Source organism: Pseudoalteromonas piscicida, assembly GCF_000238315.3.
Taxonomy (GTDB): domain Bacteria; phylum Pseudomonadota; class Gammaproteobacteria; order Enterobacterales; family Alteromonadaceae; genus Pseudoalteromonas; species Pseudoalteromonas piscicida.
Genome location: NZ_CP011924.1, coordinates 4,179,441 through 4,199,599, shown reverse-complemented (window position 1 = coordinate 4,199,599; position 20,159 = coordinate 4,179,441). Strand labels below are relative to the sequence as shown.

Below are 20,159 nucleotides of genomic sequence, written 5' to 3'. Positions count from 1 at the left end.
GCCATGGGAGTAGGCCGATAATCAAATTACCCATTGCCAAGTTTACCGATAATCGAGTATAACCAGAGTCTCTGGGCATGTATTACACAAGGATATTACTTTGGTTTGGCGGGTCTTTGTCCTACTACTTATCATCACAATGATATTGTTTGCGCTTTATTTTATCTATCCAAGTGCAGCAGCAAACTCGATGAGGTCTATAAAACCTTTATTGACTGAATTAGGCATACAGCTAGACACCCATACAGAAAAACGTTTAAGTCAGCCAGACACCACTCCTCACCTAACGGTTGCACCACCAAAAGTAACAAAACAACAGCTACCTGAAGTACCAGAAAAAGCCTTTTATAACCTAAACGGGCACAGTGATATTGTTAATATGTTCAGCGGTATCTCAACACCTACCTGCGGGGCACTAAAGCGCGAAGTATTTTCCTTGCAAACGCAATTCAACGACATTGAAAATTTTAAACTCAATCTAACGGGTGAACCCGTGAGCCCTTATGTTGAGTATCAGGCGCAGCAAGCCCTCAACGTGGTGTATATGATGTTTAAGCACTTTTTTAACCAGTTAGCACACAAAGAAGCCTTATCCCCCATCCAATTGAACATGCATATTGCCGCCAATGACACTGACTACAATGAGTTAATCCTCTCTCGCGATGCAGAGCCCGCTGGCACCTTGGGCATGTACTTCTTGTTTCAAAACCAAGGCTTTATCAATGGCAGTCGCACTGAAGAAGAAACGCTAAGAACGCTCATTCACGAGTCCGTGCACGCCCTCGTTTTTTACTATTTCGGCGTAACCCCTCGATGGGTAACGGAAGGCTTAGCCGAATATTTTGAGCACCTAAGAATTACCGAAACAGGTCAATTTTCGGTTTACCTCTCTGACGAAGATTGGTTGACGAAAGAAGGGATTTTGAAATCGCGCTTTGCCAAGCTTGATATTAACACCCTATTCAATAGCGAAAATCAGTGGCAAACCATGCAAAGTACCACCTTATATGCCAATAGTTACCTGTTTACGGGATTTATGGTCGAGCACAACAGCAACGCTTTTTTCGAGTATTTACGACAAGAAAGCAGCAATCCGTGCAATATTGTCCCTGCACAAAACATCGAGCAGCTCTTTCGTAATTTTAATGAAAATGTCGAATCACAATTTGAGGGATGGCGTAACACACCTCGCCAAATTCAACGTGGCGCATGGCAATAACTCTTCCTGTGAGAGTAAGCACGGATTATTTTAGCAATTAAGCTGTGTCGAGGCTTACAAGAAACCGACAACGTAGTATGTCTCCCAAGTCACAGCCTCCTAATTGACGATGCAAATAGCTTTTTGGAAAGCAATTCACCCGCCGAGAAGTATGCTTTTCGGGTAGCCGTAGCCCGCGGATAGGCGTCGAAAACTGTCCCGGAGGACGGGCTGACTTCGATAAATTTCGAGCTATCAGCCGTTAGCAATATAAACCTCCATGTTTAATATCAAAGCGCATCCATGCGCTCCTCGTTCATTCTTTTTAAACGACGAAAAAGAACGAACCAAGAAAACGTCGCCCCAGCATCACACTTAATCCTCAAATCCTAAGCCGACATAGTGCAACCGTCTTGTAAGGGTGAGGTTGCCAGAGCCACTGCCTTTTACTGTGATATTACCTTGGCTTTGAATGAGTTGACTTCCCGCCGGCGCGGTGATGGTAAAGTTGTTGTCTGCCTTGAGCTTTATATCACTTTGGATAACACTGCGATGGCTGCGACCCGCCTTAAGGGTGATATTTTGTGTGGCACTTAAGCCAAGGCTCTTGAATTTTGTGGTAAATATATCGAACAAAATATTGCACGATGTATATGCTAACCGTCATGTGCTGTCCTTTGCGTAGAAATGGTTTATAACTTGATTTCGGACTTTAAAAAGTCGTAATAAAAAAGCCCATCCTCTCCATGGTCTTCAAAAATTTCTTTCCCGGCTAACATATAGGCCTTAAGTAAAGCATTTTTACTGCGCTCTTTATCACCTAACTGATAATGACACTGGCCAGCTCTAAAGTGAATAAATGGGTTGTCAAGTGCTTCAGGGTAGTTTAATGCATCCAGCATTGAATCTAGGGATTGTTGATATTCATCAAGCATATAATAACTATCCCCAATAGATACTTTAAGCCAAACGGCTTGCTCCCACTCTTCATCTGGATCAGCAAGCAAATCGAAAGCTTTTTTCCAAAGTGTCATTGCGCCTTGAAAATCTTCTTCATCAAAAAGGTCATTGCCTTGCTCGCAATACTCTTCTATCTGGTCATGTACATTCATTGGTTATACTCATTAAAGAAAGTTTTGTATTTTTTAGGTTGTTCTACAAAGCATCTGCCCCGTGAAATAGAATTGGCTTTAGCAAACCATTCATATGCTTGTTTAAAGTTACCCATTTCAAATAATATAATTCCCTTTATGAAGCTTGGGCTATCATCATATGAAATGCAAAAGTCTGAAGTTAAGTACTCATCAATTAGTGCCTCGGCCTCAGCAAGCTTCTCTATGGTAATAAAGTGTTCACAAGCTGAAGTAATAATAATTAATGATTCTGACCACTGGCTCTTCGGTGAGGGGATTAATTCGATAGCTTCTTGCATTTCAACAAATGACTCATCTATTTTTCCTCTGTCTCTAAACTCCAGAGAACGATTAAATTTTTCATTAATCTCATCACTTAATTTTTCATCTAATTCTTTCATTTTTTCAACTTATTAATTGGGGGTAAATAGGTTTCTTTTAACTTAGCTCCCGCTGAACGGTTTAGGCTGTAATGGTCCAATGTATAGTTATTTGGGTCAAGCATCCACTCCCTAACTTCTTTCGACTTTGCGCCATATTGCCTGTGAGGTTGCCAGAGCCACTGCCTTTTACTGTGATATTACCTTGGCTTTGAATGAGTTGACTTCCCGCCGGCGCGGTGATGGTAAAGTTGTTGTCTGCCTTGAGCTTTATATCACTTTGGATAACACTGCGATGGCTGCGACCCGCCTTAAGGGTGATATTTTGTGTGGCACTTAAGCCAAGGCTCTTGAATTTTGTGGTAAATATATCGAACAAAATATTGCACGATGTATATGCTAACCGTCATGTGCTGTCCTTTGCGTAGAAATGGTTTATAACTTGATTTCGGACTTTAAAAAGTCGTAATAAAAAAGCCCATCCTCTCCATGGTCTTCAAAAATTTCTTTCCCGGCTAACATATAGGCCTTAAGTAAAGCATTTTTACTGCGCTCTTTATCACCTAACTGATAATGACACTGGCCAGCTCTAAAGTGAATAAATGGGTTGTCAAGTGCTTCAGGGTAGTTTAATGCATCCAGCATTGAATCTAGGGATTGTTGATATTCATCAAGCATATAATAACTATCCCCAATAGATACTTTAAGCCAAACGGCTTGCTCCCACTCTTCATCTGGATCAGCAAGCAAATCGAAAGCTTTTTTCCAAAGTGTCATTGCGCCTTGAAAATCTTCTTCATCAAAAAGGTCATTGCCTTGCTCGCAATACTCTTCTATCTGGTCATGTACATTCATTGGTTATACTCATTAAAGAAAGTTTTGTATTTTTTAGGTTGTTCTACAAAGCATCTGCCCCGTGAAATAGAATTGGCTTTAGCAAACCATTCATATGCTTGTTTAAAGTTACCCATTTCAAATAATATAATTCCCTTTATGAAGCTTGGGCTATCATCATATGAAATGCAAAAGTCTGAAGTTAAGTACTCATCAATTAGTGCCTCGGCCTCAGCAAGCTTCTCTATGGTAATAAAGTGTTCACAAGCTGAAGTAATAATAATTAATGATTCTGACCACTGGCTCTTCGGTGAGGGGATTAATTCGATAGCTTCTTGCATTTCAACAAATGACTCATCTATTTTTCCTCTGTCTCTAAACTCCAGAGAACGATTAAATTTTTCATTAATCTCATCACTTAATTTTTCATCTAATTCTTTCATTTTTTCAACTTATTAATTGGGGGTAAATAGGTTTCTTTTAACTTAGCTCCCGCTGAACGGTTTAGGCTGTAATGGTCCAATGTATAGTTATTTGGGTCAAGCATCCACTCCCTAACTTCTTTCGACTTTGCGCCATATTGCCTACCTTTCGTATTCCACCACCTTACTGCATCTGTCGGGTCATGTGCCATGTCTGCTTGTGAAAGCGGGTGCCAATTTCCTTTGCTGTCTTTAAACTGCGTTTTACCGAATTTATCTCTTATCTTACCTTCTTTGCGCATCCTAGCAATGACCTCTTTACCAGTGCGAGATGTTTTACTTGGTGTTTTACCAAGGTATTTCAAGCGGCTCGATATCTTACGAGCTTTCTTAGTCTTTATATTATTTGAGCTATTGCTTTTAGCCCCCGGCAGCTCATTCCCTTTTGGTGGTTCCAATTCATCGGCTTTGGCTTTGGTGGGCTTATCGGTGACGCCTCGAATTGGTGATTGGCCTTGATATTCATCCAGTGCTTTATTAACTCGCTGTCCGATTTCTTGGGCGGCTTGTTGCATATGCTGGTCGATTTTGGGGGTGACGTCGTCTAGGCGTTTTACCGTGGCTTGCATGCCTTCGATGGCGGCGTCTGGAAGTAGTAGGTCGTAGTGCCAACTGCTAGACATGTCATCAAGTGAATCGCGCAGGCCTTTGACGATGTTTTTTACTTCCGTGGCGGATTGTTTTCCTAAGTCTTGCCAGTTGATGTCTCTTAGGTATTTAACTGGGTCGCCTTTACCGACTTTTCTTTGGGTAAAAAGCCGCAGTACGGCAAGCGCAGCAGAGAGCGATTCTCCAGTATTTTTTAAGATAACTTTGACTATGGTTGTGGTATGTCTTGGGCCTTTATTTATGGCTTTGTCTTATCACTGCATACCATCTCAATAAAACAGTTGAAAGTTAGCTACCGTGGTTTCTCTAATTAAACATGTAAACGAAAGCAGCAAAAGAAATTTGGTGAGAAGTGTAGGCTAGGAGGATGATTGAACCTAGCCTTGCAACATCTATGTTGTTAAAGAGTGTGGTTTAGCAAATTAGACTTCTTTTTTAATTTACCTTTATCATTTTGGTGGGTTAGGGTTTACCAACCACTCAGGTATATAACCATTTTCTGTGGTCAAGTCGTAACCTTTAATGTCTTTTGCTAATGAAGCCATGGCAGTGAGGGGAATGGATAATGCGCCATCAATTTCAAATTTCTCTTCTTTGGTATCGTAGTATTCTTTATGAAGTAGCGTTGCCTTTTCAATCGCCTGATTAAACTCTACGCCGCCATCATCGGTAAATATACCTAAAATGACAGAAACTACGGGCCAGTAGAGTCTACTAGCATAGTGATAAGCCTCATCGTATTTGTAATCGTCTGGATTACTGGTAATTAATGCTTTTTCAATTGCCGAGGCTAAGTCTGCGTCAGGCGTAAAAATGGACTTGAGCAAATCAACTAGAGCGTAATCAAAAGGAGTGAATTGCTCAGCATAGTTAGCCGCTTTAAAAACTGAATCATCAACTTGAATTAGATAATCAATCGCATCTTGATTTCGCGTAATTATTGCAAGATACATAGCCTTTGGCCAATTAAAAATATCAGCGCCTTCAGGGTCTAATGCCCCGACTACTTCAATAACTTGGTTATCGTAGTGTAGTTGAAATGGCTTACTTGGATTATCGTTAGATTGAAAAATTCCCAATCCTAATTCTTGTGCACGCGTGAGGTATTTCCATGCATTTTTGCTGTTTGGGTTTTCAAGGGCTTCTAGTGGGAATGTTCTTAAGTTGGTTGTTAAAAACGTAGACAAAGCACTTTGCGGTTTATTTCTAATTGCGGTGAGTGTTAATTCGTCAGGAAACCTATTGTATGAGTCTTGGCTATCTTCATAGCTGGCCTGTGCGTACGTATAATGATTTTTAATCATTTTCTATCCCTTTTCTATATTTTTAATATCAAATATGGTGGCATCAATGGCTCCTTTAATTCCAGCATCAGAAGCTTTTTGTTGTACACCAATATATTCAATTGGGTCATCAATAATACCGTCCATTTTAATCATATCTTTATAGTGTTCGAGCATTCGGTTTAATTCTTTAACCTGCTCGTTAAACTTAGCCTCATTTGGGTCACCATATTTCGGATCAGCTTTATATTCTATTAGTTTCTTTTCATAATTCTTAAAAATTGAATCCATATAGGCTCTTGAGCCTTGCTGAGCACGCTTTGTTCCGGCCATTCGACTCCCCCAAGTTGCGCTACCACCTTTGGCTTCAATAACTAGGAGTCTACCGTCTTCGGTTTGATATAATTGGTCAAATTGTCCTTGCTTACCATCTGTGAGTAACTTTGATCTCAGTGGTGTTGCTCCTGGGTAATTTTGTTCTACGAAGATCCGGGCAGCTTCTTCACCCAACTCTTCACTGGCTGCACGCATATCTTTATATGCAGCTTTAAGGTGCTCTGCATTACCAGACTTTAATGCGGCATCGCGTTTGGCGATGGCTTGATTTCTTTGTGCTTCTAGCGTCCTAAGCTTTTGTTTTGCCGCTGGAGTGAGTGACTTGTGGTCAACCTTCAAGCGTTGCAAGACTTTATTAGGTGTATCAATTCTATTCGAGGCGAAAACAATTTGGCCGTCAACATACTGCAATTGGTCACTGACCGTTTGGTTTCGCCTTGTTATATACGGTTTTCCATCTCGTAATGCAACCCGGTAATTATTCTTTACATGCTCTGGTGCATCACTTAAAAAGTCATCCAATAATATTTGAACATGCGTCCTAGGGTTAACTTTTAATGCAACTGAGGCGGGTGCGACAGACTCAATTCTTTTAACGTCGTCAATGTCGGTTTCGACCTTTGGGATCCGGTCTAGTTGTACTTTTTCAGTTGTACCCGAGCGAGTGTAACTTAAGCGTTTTAACTTGGTGGCTTGAGTGAGCTTTTCCAATGCGCGGGTTGCTTTAACAAAGTAATTGGATTTAGCGATAGCAGAAACCACTGCACCACTACCAAAGGTGGCAAGGGCAAGCAGTATTTCAAACGACAAGCGACCTGCCATTCTGGTACGTTCAACACTGGAATGGGCATTAAAGTAACGTGCTGGAAAGTTTGCAAGTAAAGTACGCGCTTCTTCATCTTCTGCAATTATAACTAATGTTTCAAACGCTTCAACGATGCCATTAATGGACTCTGAGGCAGTTGACATAATTTGCTGTAACTCTGCCCGCATAGCTTCCACATCGCCAGTTGCGAGGTGGCCCAAAATACGGAAAGTTGCTGCGCCAACATCATAAATTGCCCCTGCTGTGCCTTCGACTAAATCTGCAACTCCCGTTACAATGCTTTCTCCTTGCTGATAAAGCCCGTATAAGAAAGCACCGCTATAGATAAGTCCTTGCATCCCAAGATTTTCGTCATCAATCAGACGCTCTTGAATGTCAGCTTGCTTGCGGATTTCTGCAACCATTTGGTCAAGGGCCGTGCGAAGCTCTTGGCGTAACGAGACAATCTTCTCTTCGTCTTCGCCGATGTAACTCACGGTATAATTCCCAGCAGGCACATCAATGATTTCTGCAGTACCGCGACTAAGCTGGCCGGTGTATTTTTTGCCGTTATCCATCACGACTTCGTAATCAATGTCTTCTACTGGTGTGCCGTCGCTATAAAAATACGAAAGGTCAATGGTTTTATCAGCAAGTGATGCCGTACCATCAGCGGTTAACGACAAGCGTTGATTTGCTGCTATCTGCGCTATTTGCGGTACACTCGGCATAGTGGCGCTTTGTTTACCACCAATATCTTGCTCCATGCTGCCGTCAAACACGGTCATGGCTTTGCCTTTTAAGGTCAGTAACTTGTCTGCAAAGATGTTGACGTTACCACTTGAGTCAATGCTGATTTCACTGCCGCCATTGGCAAGAGTGAGGTTGCCAGAGCCACTGCCTTTAATCGTGATATTGCCTTGGCTTTGAATGATTTGACTTCCCGCCGGGGCGGTGATGGTGAGGTTGTTGTCTGCCTTGAGGTTCGAGTAATACGGCCAGTTGGGTCACCAATCATTGGGAATTGAATTTTCTTAATGGTGTCTGACGCATCGTGCCATGCTTTGTGCGTGAAGTGCGTGTCTGTCGATACAGAGTAAACTTCTACACCCATTTCTTGTAGCTGTGCGTAGTAGTCAGCTAAGTCGCCAAGCTCTGTTGGACATACAAAAGTGAAATCCGCTGGGTAAAAGAATACGATTGACCATTTACCTAGTAGGTCTTGCTCAGAAACTTCTACGAAGTCGCCACCATGGTATGCAGTTGCGTTGAATGGTTGAATTTTAGTATTGATTAATGAAGTGCTCATCGCTTTCCTCACTGTTGTTTAGTTTAAAATAATGTTGGCGATTACTGTTCGCCTTGGCTTGAGTACAAAGATAAAGGGAAGTGATGATTAAATAAAATGGATTGTTTGAATCACTGTAATCGGAAAAACCGATAATTCACTTTTAAATGATCAACTAATTCAGCATAAGAGTATAAAAATAAGATAATTACGGTATGATCCCAGCAATTAACTACAGCAGAGCGTGACTATGCACCCGTACTTCAATCATATTCAACTTGGTTACTTTGGCTTCGTTCCCTTTTTGGCTTGTATCGCGTGGACGCTAATGACAGGTGTATCAAGTGACGTGCTTCATGCTTTTCAGTTTTACAGTCTGGGGATTCTAGCTTTTATGGCCGGAAGTTTATGGCGTGCAGGTGAGCAAACCAACAAACAAGCGATACTGGCCGTGATTGTCGTGATCCCATACCCCTTACTTAGTATTGCAGCACCACAATGGTTGCTTCTCTATCTAGCTATCGCATATTGGCTTGTATATTTTATAGAGCGCAGTTCGTCTCGCTGGAGTGACTATCATAAAGACTATCAAAAAATGCGAACAATACTGACTTCTCTCGTTTTTGTTAGTCATCTATTTATGATTGCTCAAGCACTTGAGTTAAACGCATAAGCGGCTTGCTTCTTAAGCTCAATTAACTATAACTAAAGATAACTGAAGCACCAGAAGCCAAAGTATTTTGATCAAAAGCGCGTTACCTCCCTTAGTTATATGGATAGCTATCATCTTTTTTGGTGGCTACATGTACTATATTGGTCACTACGAATACGAGAGCTACGAAGAGTTGTTCTGGTTCGGCATTTCTTTCACTTTATTCAATTTGATCACCAGAGAAATCGCTAATCCGTTCTTACGCCTTGCCCTACTTGTGTATTGTGCGGGCCTACTCCTTGATATTATTGATAATTTTACCGACGGTTTTTCCATTCCTTTACTTAATTTTGACACCTCTTTGAAAAATATCGGTTTTTTACTCATCAGCTTTGGTTTTTACTGCATGATCACCAATAAAAGAGCCAGCATTACAGAGCTAAAAAAAGAAGTAGAGAGAAGAAGGTTGTTAGAGGAGCGGATGCGCTATGAAGCTAACCATGATGCGATGACGGGTGTGGGCAGTCGTCGCGCATGTTTTGAAGGCTTGCAAACACATCGCTTTGATAATCAATGGCTACTCTACCTCGATTTGGATAATTTTAAGCAGGTGAATGACAACTATGGCCATCATATTGGCGACGAGGTTTTGATTAAGTTTACCCAGAATATGAAAGATTACTTTGGCTTAGACTACAGCTTTCGTATCGGGGGAGACGAATTTATTGCCTATATTAATGCGGTGCTTCCGGATACAGACGAAGTAAGAGCGGCATTATTAAAAGGATTACACGATTACAAAATTAACGTGAGTATTGGAATGGTCAAAGTTGACCCAGCTAAACAAGCTGATCTCATCATCCACGAAGCCGATGAGCATATGTATGGCGATAAACGCGGTAAATCACTCAGATCTAGTGCTAGAGGGTAACACCATAACACAGTTTTATTGATTCAATTTCAATGATGCTCAGCGCACCAAAATCCAACCACAATTCTACGCTAACTTCTCTAAATTTATAGCTTTTTTAAAACCTAAAGAGGTAGCACTATTTTCCAATGATTGCTAAGCTTGCGTTAATATCAAGTTACAAGGGAAAATAACGTGTTTGCAAAACTATTTACAAACAATGAAACCCAACAGGCCTTATTAGCCGCGCAACAAGAGATTGCCAGTTTAAAACATGCGAATGCGCAATTAATTGCTGAAAATGAGTCATTAAAACAAGAAGTTGTAAGCTCACAAGCTGCGCTCAATGATAATACTGACAATCAACTACTGCAGTGTGCATTGACCGGATTAAGCCAAGTGCAAGGGATCCGCGAAACTGTTCTTGCAAGCTTTATGAGTATTGAAGAAGAAAGCCATTCAATTGAGCAAGTAAACTCCGCCTTTTCTAAATCTGAAACCGCATTGCGTAAAATACTCGCGGGAATGGAGCAGCTCGGTGGCAATATGGACAGAATGACCACCAATATTTCCGGCCTATCACAAATGGCCGATAGCATTAATACCTTTGTTACAACGATTTCAAAAATTTCAGATCAAACTAATCTGTTAGCGCTTAATGCTGCTATTGAAGCAGCCCGAGCGGGTGAAGCTGGCCGTGGCTTTTCGGTTGTCGCCGATGAGGTACGTGCACTGGCAACCAACACCAACGAGTCCGCCAACGAAGTCTCCGATCTGGTCAAAAAGATCATCGATACGACTCATACAACCGTGAGTGCCGTGGAAGAAATTCAAGCGTCTAATATCACCCTATCTGACAGTATTGGACACTTAAACGATGAATACGAAGGGATTGTAAGTTGTTGTGATTCAATGAAAGACACCATTTTGGTTTCTACCACCCAAACTTTTATCCAGACAGTAAAGCTCGATCATGTCGTTTGGAAAGGAGACGTATACAACGTTATTATTGGCAATAGCCATAAAAATATCAGCGACTTTGCCGATCATACAATGTGCCGCTTAGGTAAGTGGTTTAGTGGCGATGGCGCCCAAAAGTTTGGCGGTCACAACGCGTTTAAACGCCTAGAAGCTCCGCATAAAGAAGTCCATAGAGCCGGTGTAGAAGCAATGAAAAAGTTTAAAGCAGGCGATTCTCAAGGCGCAGTAAAACAGCTTAACCAAATGGAACATGCCAGCGTTGAAGTAATGGACTTACTCGACCAACTAGGGCATTGATAAAAAGCACTACAGGGCTTCTCAATTTACCCGCTTAACACGTAGACTGGCAGTCACCGATTGAAGCGGGTAACTTTTCATGTAATCCTGAGTTGGTATGCATTATTCAAACACACAACTCTCCTCAATTAATGCAAGTAACGCTTCTTCAAACGTTTCATACTCATCAATTATTTCCCAAGTAACTCTATCTATGACAGCATAGAGTCGGGTGTTCAAATTGAAAACTACACGCCTCATGTTTTCATCAGCATATGCAATAAATTGCTTCAGGGAGCACTCTTCATAAAATGATTCATTGGCTTCAATTATACCTGGTAGATAAATTGGACTTTCGATGGTGTTTGCACCATACACGTTTAAACCATTTACAGAAAAACCATTTGAAATTTTTAATAATTCTATAAACTGGTCTGATATTTTCCTCTTAAACAATCTTAATGAGTTTTCTTGCAGCTTTATAAGTTGTTTCTCAGTTGCAGGAGGAAGTAAAAAACCTTCTTGGTATTGCGATTCTTCTATTTTGTTTTTCTGTTCGATCAAATTGATTAGTACGCTCATCATCATCTCACTTAGGATAAACCAAGCCTTCGGGAATTGGCCAATCGACGTTTATTGTTTCATAGTGCGTCATTTTTAAAACGAAAGCAGCAAAAGAAATTTGGTGAGGAGTGTAGGCTAGGAAGATGATTGAACCTAGCCTTGCAACATCTATGTATTTAACGGACTTAAAAAAGTGCTATTGGTTATGGGGTAATTGATTAGATAGCGCAACGATATCGGCCATAACACGCTTCTCTCCAAGGTCTGCTAAGAAAGCTAAATGTTCCGTGGCTTTTACCTTTTGGAGATTCTCAAGCTTAGGTTCGCCACCAAGGGCAAGAGCTGGCACAAAGCCATAGATTTCTCCATTTTCTAGAGGACCTAACTTCTCCAAAGCTCGTTCAAATAAAAGCCTATCATCAAGGTCTTTCTCATCAACAAGGTCCTTTGACATCGTAGCAAAAAATAACTCTATACATCGTTCAGAGCCAAACTTATTAAGGTCTTCAGTTTTGTTGGTAGGTAAAATCATTGCATAACCTGGGTTGATTTTAATACTTTGACCCGATGTTTCACCCCAAATAAACATTCGACCAAAAGCTCCAATTGCGATTACGTGGTACTTATCAACCCCTCGTAATTGTCTCTCTTCGAACTCAGTACCGCGCAACCAATACGCTAAAGCTTCTTCATACTCTTTTGGATTTACGGTCCAGAATATGCCTTTCCCCCAACTGGAAAAGCCATACTCTAGCCAGTAGTCGAGTAATTTTTTGGGTAATTTATCATGATAAAAGTCCAAAACCTCCTGTGAGGTTTCAATTGAGTGGGTAGCCGGCCCAAAACCTTTATAGTTATAAAAATTGTCAAAAAACTTATTCATTATTTGCACCTATGTAGGTTCATATTTAACTTTGTATCGGGACCAAGTGTAGAGAGTGCTTTTTTGCCTCAATATCCATTATTTCAACTCGACTCGATGTAGTCTTCATACCGTTGTCGTCAAAGCCGTTATTATTCCATTGCGCGCCAATAGATTGGTTCACACTTGCATCCCCTAATTCAACGACCTCATCTAATCCGCCCGCTATCATATCAGGGTTATGTAGCGCATGAAGGGTTTTCATATCTTTACTCGCGAGCTGCTTGGCTTGCTTGATGGCTTCATCTCCAAAATACTCACCGCTATTATTAAGCTTTTCCTCGTACTTTAAAATAAGTTCGTTCTTAAAGTCTTCTCTTGCTTTCTTTTGTGCTTTCCCAGTTCCTTTTCGTCCAATCTTTTTAAAAGCGTCGCGATTATCAAGGTATTCTTTTACTGTCATGTTATTAAGCCCTTTCATTTGGCCTTCTAACTGTCGGTCGTATTCTTGTACAGTGCCTTTATCGTTCTTCTTAAAGCAAGCTACTTTATGTTGCGGCATACGTTTTATTGCTGCCCCCGGCAACTCATTCCCTTTTGGTGGTTCCAATTCATCGGCTTTGGCTTTGGTGGGCTTGTCGGTGACGCCTCGAATTGGTGATTGGCCTTGATATTCATCCAGTGCTTTATTAACTCGCTGTCCGATTTCTTGGGCGGCTTGTTGCATATGCTGGTCGATTTTGGGGTGACGTCGTCTAGGCGTTTTACTGTGGCTTGCATGCCTTCGATGGCGGCGTCTGGAAGTAGTAGGTCGTAGTGCCAACTGGTAGACATGTCATCAAGTGAGTCGCGTAGGCCTTTGACGATGTTTTTTACTTCCGTGGCGGATTGTTTTCCTAGGTCTTGCCAGTTGATGTCTCTTAGGTATTTAACTGGGTCGCCTTTGCCGAGCTTGCGTAGTACGGCAAGCGCAGCCGAGAGGGATTCTCCAGTATTTTTTTAGATAACCTTACTTATGGTTGTGGTATGTCTTGGGCCTTTATTTGTGACTTCGTCTTACCATTACATACCATCTCAATAAAGCAGTTGAAAGTTAGCTACCTCAGCTTCTCTAATTAAAAATGTACATGAAAGCAACAGAAGAAATTTGATGAGAAATGTAGGCTAGGAGGATAATTGAACCTAGCCTTGCAACATCTATGTTGTTAAAGAGTGTGGTTTAGCAAATTAGACATCTTTTTAATTTAACTTAATCATTTTGGTGGGTTAGGGTTTACCAACCAATCAGGTATATAGCCATTTTCTGTGGTCAAGTCGTAACCTTTAATGTCTTTTGCTAATGAAGCCATGGCAGTGAGAGGTATTGAAATAGCTCCGTCTAACGAGTACCTTCGGTCATCAGTGTTATAGTATTCATTATGCAGGGCGCTAGCACTCTCTACTGCCTGGTTGTATTCCGTTCCACTATCATCGGTAAATATACCAAGAATCACAGACACTATTGGCCATTCTAAGCGACTTGAATAAAGGTATACGTCGTCTTCACTACAGTCATTTGGATCACTGGCGATTAACGCTTTTTCTATCGCTTGGTTTAAATCTGCACTGGGTGTAAAAATAGCTTTGAGCAAATCAACATATGCAAAATCAAAAGGCAAGAGCTGCTCTGAATATTTGGCTGATTTAAAAACTGAGTTATCTACAGTTATTAAGTAATCAATCGCAGTTTGATTTCGAGTGATAATGGCGCAGAACAGCGCTTTTTGCCAATTAAATATGTTTGCATATTGTGGAGATAGCTGCCCAGATAGTTCAATTACTTCGTTATCATAGGCAAATTTGAATATGCTATCAGGGCTTTCATTAAATTGGAAAATAGCAAGCTTCAGCTGTAAGGCTCTTGCAATGTAATGCCATGCTTTGTCGCTACCTGGACTTTCGAGAACTTCAAGAGGGAACATCTCTTCTAAATTTAACGACGCGAATGTAGATAACGTATGACAGCCATTTTTTTGAAGTGTTTCTAAAAAAATACTATTACTTTTCTCATATAGCTTATTCGCTCTGTCGTACGTTCGCTTTGCGTAACTATAGTGATTTTTAACCATTTATTTTAACGCTCCAACTTACCTTATAATATCAAACTCTGTTATGTCTATCACTTCGACAAGTCCGTTGTCTCGAACTCTTTGTTGCACACCTATATAATCTATGCTTTCTGTTAGCTTTGATGATTTATAAGCGTCTATCATATCTTCAAGTTGTTCAACTTGATTTGTAAATACTTCATGTTTGTCAGATCCAAAATTGGGGCTATCTAGATACTCTCTTAATTTATCTTCGTAATTCTTGAAAATAGAGTCCATGTATTCTCTTGAGCCCTGCTGAGCTCTACGCTTTCCGGCCATTCGACTCCCCCAAGTTGCGCTACCACCTTTGGCTTCAATAACTAGGAGTCTACCGTCTTCGGTTTGATATAATTGGTCAAATTGTCCTTGCTTACCATCTGTGAGTAACTTTGATCTCAGTGGTGTTGCTCCTGGGTAATTTTGTTCTACGAAGATCCGGGCAGCTTCTTCACCCAACTCTTCACTGGCTGCACGCATATCTTTATATGCAGCTTTAAGGTGCTCTGCATTACCAGACTTTAATGCGGCATCGCGTTTGGCGATGGCTTGATTTCTTTGTGCTTCTAGCGTCCTAAGCTTTTGTTTTGCCGCTGGAGTGAGTGACTTGTGGTCAACCTTCAAGCGTTGCAAGACTTTATTAGGTGTATCAATTCTATTCGAGGCGAAAACAATTTGGCCGTCAACATACTGCAATTGGTCACTGACCGTTTGGTTTCGCCTTGTTATATACGGTTTTCCATCTCGTAATGCAACCCGGTAATTATTCTTTACATGCTCTGGGGCATCACTTAAAAAGTCATCCAATAATATTTGAACATGCGTCCTAGGGTTAACTTTTAATGCAACTGAGGCGGGTGCGACAGACTCAATTCTTTTAACGTCGTCAATGTCGGTTTCGACCTTTGGGAGCCGGTCTAGTTGTACTTTTTCAGTTGTACCCGAGCGAGTGTAACTTAAGCGTTTTAACTTGGTGGCTTGAGTGAGCTTTTCCAATGCGCGGGTTGCTTTAACAAAGTAATTGGATTTAGCGATAGCAGAAACCACTGCACCACTACCAAAGGTGGCAAGGGCAAGCAGTATTTCAAACGACAAGCGACCTGCCATTCTGGTACGTTCAACACTGGAATGGGCATTAAAGTAACGTGCTGGAAAGTTTGCAAGTAAAGTACGCGCTTCTTCATCTTCTGCAATTATAACTAATGTTTCAAACGCTTCAACGATGCCATTAATGGACTCTGAGGCAGTTGACATAATTTGCTGTAACTCTGCCCGCATAGCTTCCACATCGCCAGTTGCGAGGTGGCCCAAAATACGGAAAGTTGCTGCGCCAACATCATAAATTGCCCCTGCTGTGCCTTCGACTAAATCTGCAACTCCCGTTACAATGCTTTCTCCTTGCTGATAAAGCCCGTATAAGAAAGCACCGCTATAGATAAGTCCTTGCATCCCAAGATTTTCGTCATCAATCAGGCGCTCTTGAATGTCAGCTTGCTTGCGGATTTCTGCAACCATTTGGTCAAGGGCCGTGCGAAGCTCTTGGCGTAACGAGACAATCTTCTCTTCGTCCTCGCCGATGTAACTCACGGTATAATTCCCAGCAGGCACATCAATGATTTCTGCAGTACCGCGACTAAGCTGGCCGGTGTATTTTTTGCCGTTATCCATCACGACTTCGTAATCAATGTCTTCTACTGGTGTGCCGTCGCTATAAAAATACGAAAGGTCAATGGTTTTATCAGCAAGTGATGCCGTACCATCAGCGGTTAACGACAAGCGTTGATTTGCTGCTATCTGCGCTATTTGCGGTACACTCGGCATAGTGGCGCTTTGTTTACCATCAATATCTTGCTCCATGCTACCGTCAAACACAGTCATGGCTTTGCCTTTTAAGGTCAGTAACTTGTCTGCAAAGATGTTGACGTTACCACTTGAGTCAATGCTGATTTCACTGCCGCCATTGGCAAGAGTGAGGTTGCCAGAGCCACTGCCTTTAATCGTGATATTGCCTTGGCTTTGAATGATTTGACTTCCCGCCGGGGCGGTGATGGTGAGGTTGTTGTCTGCCTTGAGGTTTATATCACTTTGGATAACACTGCGATGGCTGCGACCCGCCTTAAGGGTGATATTTTGTTTGGCGCTGACGTCAATTTGATTAGCGATGAGTTCAAAGTTAATCATCATCGCATTTTCAATTAATAAGTAAGTGTTTTTAGTGGTAAGGAGTTAAGTGGTTTTTATTTGCTACTTTAATAACAGGAGCATTTATTATGAATAAGCCTTAGCTATAAGCCCTTGTTGGTCTAGTATTTCTTTCTGACCAAATGATGCTAATACACTTAGATGGGCGAAAATATTTACTTTACTGACATTGTCAATGGTAGGCTGCCCACCAAGAAAAAAAGCGGGTTCAAAAGTATACATTTCGTTATATTTTAATTGAGATAATCGAAGTTTACATTTCTCAAAAAGTAAGCCTCCACTCGTATCATCTATATCCAGCGATGTTGGCCTTTTTGCACCAAAGAAAAACTGCATGGCATCGTTTTCTTCTCCAACTGCTATGTCTTCGGCATTACCTTCTTTCTCTATAATCCAACCGTGAGATGGGTCGATTAGATATTTATGTCCAAATTTCTCTCCCCATAAGAATAGCTCTCCAAAAGCACTGCGAGCAATTACATAATATGTGTCTTGCTCGATGATACCTATATCTCCAAGCCATGCATCTAAGGTATCTTCAAAATCATCGGGATTAGTTAACCAAAAAAGCCCTTCCCCGAAACCAGAAAATCCGTATTCACTCCAATATTCTAATAATCTAGCAGGCAGTTTACCTTCAAACTTTTTTGTTATTTCTGCTGGGGCTTGATGTTTTTCAGTAGGCTCTTCAAATTTTTCAAGAAACCACTCGAAATCTTCATCTATTTCAAATTGTTTGGTCATTACTCTAACCTCCTTACTTACACCGTTCTAATTCTATATTCACTTGGGTAGTAGGGCCCATTGTTCCCAACGCAAACCTTGCTGCCTCATCCATACAGGAAACTCCCTATAAACTGAAACGTTTTACCGTGGCTTGCATGCCTTCGATAGCGGCGTCTGGAAGTAGTAGGTCGTAGTGCCAACTGGTAGACATGTCATCAAGTGAATCGCGCAGGCCTTTGACGATGTTTTTAACTTCCGTGGCGGATTGTTTTCCTAGGTCTTGCCAGTTGATGTCTCTTAGGTATTTAACTGGGTCGCCTTTGCCGACTTTTCTTTGGATAAAAAGCCGCAGCACGGCAAGCGCAGCACAGAGTGATTCTCCGGTATTTTTTAAGATAACCTTGCCTACGCCTTTGACTGCTGAGCCCACAACTGGCACTAAACCAATGCCCGTGAGGGTAAAGGCAAGCCAAGCGTCGGTGTCGTTAGCTTCATCATCGTCAGTCAGTAGTATGACATTGGCGATGATATCTCGTAAATCCATGACTTGGTCGATAATCGGTATCATGGAAATCGAGGGGCTGACTACTGTCAGTGAAGGTTAGCGGCTTAGCCCTGCAACACCCAAGTGGTTCAGCCTATCCTTTTTTAAAAATCATGCGCAGAAGTTTATCTGATTAAATCAACCGGAACATAAACACTATCTTCTAAGGATTCTCTTGGTATTTCTAAAGCATTAGCGACTAAAACTAATTCAAAGCACCAATAACCAATGTAATAGTCCGTGTACTCGAATTCGCATTCACAATTGTGATTATCATGCCAGTCCGCCAAGCCCTCTAACTTACTGTACCAATTTTGTGAAAATTGGTTGAGTAAATCAGGCTGTTGTTCACTGGGTACTCTAAAAGCGAGTGAAAGGTTTTGATAAATTTCAGGGTAGTAGAGTGTGGGCGAAATAGGTCTATCGTTATCACCAAGTGCAATGACTACATTATCAAGTAAGGTGTCTTTGCCGCGTTCGCCAATAACATCGAGCACTTCTTGAATATGAGCTGGAGCGACATCACAGGCTTGTAAAAGTGCCAGCCACCACAAAGTGTAGATATAACGATTGATATTAGGGGAGCCGACAGCATCGATTTGCCCGCCCAACTTTTCAAAAGCATGGCGGTATATTTGATGATTTGCAGGTAACCTAGGCCTTATAACTGATTCTAATCATCTTCCTCATAAGCAAATGAACCGATAAAAATAGGGTCACTTTGAACAGAGCGTGTTATTTTTTTAGGGTCATAATCAAAATCAAACTGACAAACAAGCCACCTTGCTTTGGTAATACCGATTGACTTAGCAGAGTCTATGGCACTTTTTTCAAAGGAACTTGCATAAGATATTTCTGTAAAAAGTTCTGCAATATCGACAATTCCTGATTCTATATACTCAGATTCTTGATTTGCTAAGTCATAATAACCAACGCCACACAGATCTTGTAGAACATCAACTTCTATAGATTCATTCGCAGCTTCAACTCCAAGCCATATAGAAACAACACCTTCTTTTTCAAACCCTTGAGTATAATAGTCGTCTTCTTCTAGGTATTCCTCTCTGGTCATTTTAATGCGCCTTATTTATGAAATCCCTTGGGCAATGAAATATAACCACCTTCAACCCACTCTCTGATATTGTTTTTAAGGATCTAGACTTTCAGATCTTTTTATTATTTTTTGCAATTGATTTTAGGTCTTTTCGAGTTTGGATCTCTCGATCCTTGGGTGAGAGCATACAGTGTTAACTACCATTAACACTGAAGGTCAGCTCTGCCTCAAGTTCATCGTCAATTGAGGGTCGTACATATTTGCGACGTATCGAATCTTCACGACCAGTGTGTTTTACAAAGTTATAAACAACCGGTCTGAACAGTGCAGTTTTCCGCCGAAATTGGTTCACTTTTCTGACAAGCACCTTTCTTAATTACGACATCTAATACCCAATGCTAATAAGGAGGACGCAAACTAACCATTTATATTACCCATATTCAGCCTATCAAAGACGCTCAACAAAAGCTTCAAAACTATCTGAAACTAGTACAAAAACAGGACTTAATTCATCTGATTCATTATGATCCCAGAGTACAACTGACGGTTCAATATTGCTATCTTTGAAGTTTAAACATAAAAAGTCTCCACCAAAAACATGAGCAAAAGGAAGTAGCTCAGCACCCACTAAATCTTCATTGTCGGTTAGGCGCTCTTCAATCTGAGCGAGCACCACTTTTATTTCGTATTGCATAATATCGTCTGACAAATTTGAATCGTTTGTGATAAGAAGTGTTCGCTCAATCAACCGCTCCTCATTGTCTATGTCGTAAGTTAAGCCTTCAAAAGCAACGCCATTGTTGTTGCGGAAAAACTCGATAAATGAATGTGGAAGTTTAACTCTGCAAAAGCTTTCCAATTCAAATATGCTTGAGTTATTTAACTCATAAGAGTCATTACGTTTAGTGATCATA

Annotated in this window: 23 protein-coding genes and 1 pseudogene; 4 read left to right on the top strand and 20 right to left on the bottom strand. The window is 41.1% G+C overall.

What is annotated here, in order from left to right:
• Nucleotides 1-190 precede the first annotated feature (190 nt).
• Complete coding sequence (locus tag PPIS_RS19115) at nt 191-1,219, top strand: DUF1570 domain-containing protein (RefSeq protein ID WP_248694214.1); 1,029 nt, start codon at nt 191-193, stop codon at nt 1,217-1,219.
• 354 nt (nt 1,220-1,573) lie between these two features.
• On the opposite strand, the gene PPIS_RS19110 is transcribed toward PPIS_RS19115, so the two are convergent.
• From PPIS_RS19110 to PPIS_RS19060, 10 genes and pseudogenes are all read right to left on the bottom strand, one after another.
• The gene (locus tag PPIS_RS19110) at nt 1,574-1,834 is read right to left on the bottom strand and encodes a hypothetical protein (protein WP_010370318.1); all 261 of its coding nucleotides are present in this window, start codon (nt 1,832-1,834) and stop codon (nt 1,574-1,576) included.
• 56 nt (nt 1,835-1,890) lie between these two features.
• Nucleotides 1,891-2,310 carry a tetratricopeptide repeat protein gene (locus tag PPIS_RS19105; protein WP_010370315.1) on the bottom strand — a complete coding sequence of 140 codons (420 nt, stop codon included), beginning with the start codon at nt 2,308-2,310 and terminating at the stop codon, nt 1,891-1,893.
• On the bottom strand, nt 2,307-2,732 hold the full coding sequence (locus PPIS_RS19100) for a hypothetical protein (RefSeq protein WP_010370314.1): 426 nt from the start codon (nt 2,730-2,732) through the stop codon (nt 2,307-2,309). Before PPIS_RS19100 ends, PPIS_RS19105 begins: the two co-directional genes overlap by 4 nt.
• A gap of 61 nt (nt 2,733-2,793) precedes the next feature.
• Nucleotides 2,794-3,090 (bottom strand): hypothetical protein, encoded by a 297-nt coding sequence (locus PPIS_RS19090; RefSeq protein WP_249031233.1) that lies wholly within the window; start codon nt 3,088-3,090, stop codon nt 2,794-2,796.
• Between the two features lie 56 nt (nt 3,091-3,146).
• Nucleotides 3,147-3,566 (bottom strand): tetratricopeptide repeat protein, encoded by a 420-nt coding sequence (locus PPIS_RS19085; RefSeq protein ID WP_010370315.1) that lies wholly within the window; start codon nt 3,564-3,566, stop codon nt 3,147-3,149.
• A complete protein-coding gene (locus tag PPIS_RS19080; protein WP_010370314.1) occupies nt 3,563-3,988 on the bottom strand; it encodes a hypothetical protein in 426 nt (141 codons plus the stop codon). The genes PPIS_RS19085 and PPIS_RS19080 overlap by 4 nt, the downstream gene beginning before the upstream one ends.
• Nucleotides 3,985-4,650 (bottom strand): GH-E family nuclease, encoded by a 666-nt coding sequence (locus PPIS_RS19075; protein WP_021032633.1) that lies wholly within the window; start codon nt 4,648-4,650, stop codon nt 3,985-3,987. Before PPIS_RS19075 ends, PPIS_RS19080 begins: the two co-directional genes overlap by 4 nt.
• Before the next feature lie 435 nt (nt 4,651-5,085).
• A complete protein-coding gene (locus tag PPIS_RS19070) occupies nt 5,086-5,940 on the bottom strand; it encodes an immunity 49 family protein (RefSeq protein ID WP_010370310.1) in 855 nt (284 codons plus the stop codon).
• 3 nt (nt 5,941-5,943) lie between these two features.
• On the bottom strand, nt 5,944-7,848 hold the full coding sequence (locus tag PPIS_RS19065; RefSeq protein WP_096040895.1) for a hypothetical protein: 1,905 nt from the start codon (nt 7,846-7,848) through the stop codon (nt 5,944-5,946).
• A 197-nt stretch (nt 7,849-8,045) separates the two neighbouring features.
• Nucleotides 8,046-8,369, bottom strand: a pseudogene (locus PPIS_RS19060) (redoxin domain-containing protein); the annotation flags it as partial.
• A 229-nt stretch (nt 8,370-8,598) separates the two neighbouring features.
• Here PPIS_RS19060 and PPIS_RS19055 point away from each other — a divergent pair.
• From PPIS_RS19055 to PPIS_RS19045, 3 genes are all read left to right on the top strand, one after another.
• Nucleotides 8,599-9,021 (top strand): DUF3429 domain-containing protein, encoded by a 423-nt coding sequence (locus PPIS_RS19055; protein WP_010377857.1) that lies wholly within the window; start codon nt 8,599-8,601, stop codon nt 9,019-9,021.
• Between the two features lie 130 nt (nt 9,022-9,151).
• Nucleotides 9,152-9,931 carry a GGDEF domain-containing protein gene (locus PPIS_RS19050; protein WP_017218245.1) on the top strand — a complete coding sequence of 260 codons (780 nt, stop codon included), beginning with the start codon at nt 9,152-9,154 and terminating at the stop codon, nt 9,929-9,931.
• 174 nt (nt 9,932-10,105) lie between these two features.
• The gene (locus PPIS_RS19045; protein ID WP_010377853.1) at nt 10,106-11,188 is read left to right on the top strand and encodes a methyl-accepting chemotaxis protein; all 1,083 of its coding nucleotides are present in this window, start codon (nt 10,106-10,108) and stop codon (nt 11,186-11,188) included.
• A gap of 102 nt (nt 11,189-11,290) precedes the next feature.
• Here the strand turns inward: PPIS_RS19045 and PPIS_RS19040 are convergent, their stop codons facing one another.
• From PPIS_RS19040 to PPIS_RS18995, 10 genes are all read right to left on the bottom strand, one after another.
• Nucleotides 11,291-11,755, bottom strand: coding sequence for a YrhA family protein (locus PPIS_RS19040; protein WP_169922905.1), 465 nt, complete (start codon nt 11,753-11,755; stop codon nt 11,291-11,293).
• A 172-nt stretch (nt 11,756-11,927) separates the two neighbouring features.
• Nucleotides 11,928-12,614 (bottom strand): GAD-like domain-containing protein, encoded by a 687-nt coding sequence (locus PPIS_RS19035; protein ID WP_010377850.1) that lies wholly within the window; start codon nt 12,612-12,614, stop codon nt 11,928-11,930.
• A 25-nt stretch (nt 12,615-12,639) separates the two neighbouring features.
• Nucleotides 12,640-13,320, bottom strand: a complete 681-nt coding sequence (locus PPIS_RS19030; RefSeq protein WP_010377848.1) for a polymorphic toxin type 15 domain-containing protein — start codon at nt 13,318-13,320, stop codon at nt 12,640-12,642.
• 526 nt (nt 13,321-13,846) lie between these two features.
• Nucleotides 13,847-14,701: an immunity 49 family protein gene (locus PPIS_RS19025; protein ID WP_010377846.1), complete on the bottom strand. Its 855-nt coding sequence runs from the start codon at nt 14,699-14,701 to the stop codon at nt 13,847-13,849.
• A gap of 18 nt (nt 14,702-14,719) precedes the next feature.
• On the bottom strand, nt 14,720-16,903 hold the full coding sequence (locus tag PPIS_RS25470; protein ID WP_249031232.1) for a hypothetical protein: 2,184 nt from the start codon (nt 16,901-16,903) through the stop codon (nt 14,720-14,722).
• An 84-nt stretch (nt 16,904-16,987) separates the two neighbouring features.
• The gene (locus PPIS_RS19015) at nt 16,988-17,665 is read right to left on the bottom strand and encodes a GAD-like domain-containing protein (protein WP_010379451.1); all 678 of its coding nucleotides are present in this window, start codon (nt 17,663-17,665) and stop codon (nt 16,988-16,990) included.
• A gap of 106 nt (nt 17,666-17,771) precedes the next feature.
• Nucleotides 17,772-18,215: a hypothetical protein gene (locus PPIS_RS25465; protein ID WP_010379452.1), complete on the bottom strand. Its 444-nt coding sequence runs from the start codon at nt 18,213-18,215 to the stop codon at nt 17,772-17,774.
• A gap of 101 nt (nt 18,216-18,316) precedes the next feature.
• Nucleotides 18,317-18,802, bottom strand: a complete 486-nt coding sequence (locus tag PPIS_RS19005; protein ID WP_010379454.1) for a PoNe immunity protein domain-containing protein — start codon at nt 18,800-18,802, stop codon at nt 18,317-18,319.
• A 62-nt stretch (nt 18,803-18,864) separates the two neighbouring features.
• A complete protein-coding gene (locus tag PPIS_RS19000; protein ID WP_010379456.1) occupies nt 18,865-19,263 on the bottom strand; it encodes an immunity 22 family protein in 399 nt (132 codons plus the stop codon).
• A 430-nt stretch (nt 19,264-19,693) separates the two neighbouring features.
• On the bottom strand, nt 19,694-20,158 hold the full coding sequence (locus PPIS_RS18995; protein ID WP_010379457.1) for an SMI1/KNR4 family protein: 465 nt from the start codon (nt 20,156-20,158) through the stop codon (nt 19,694-19,696).
• Nucleotide 20,159 lies beyond the last annotated feature (1 nt).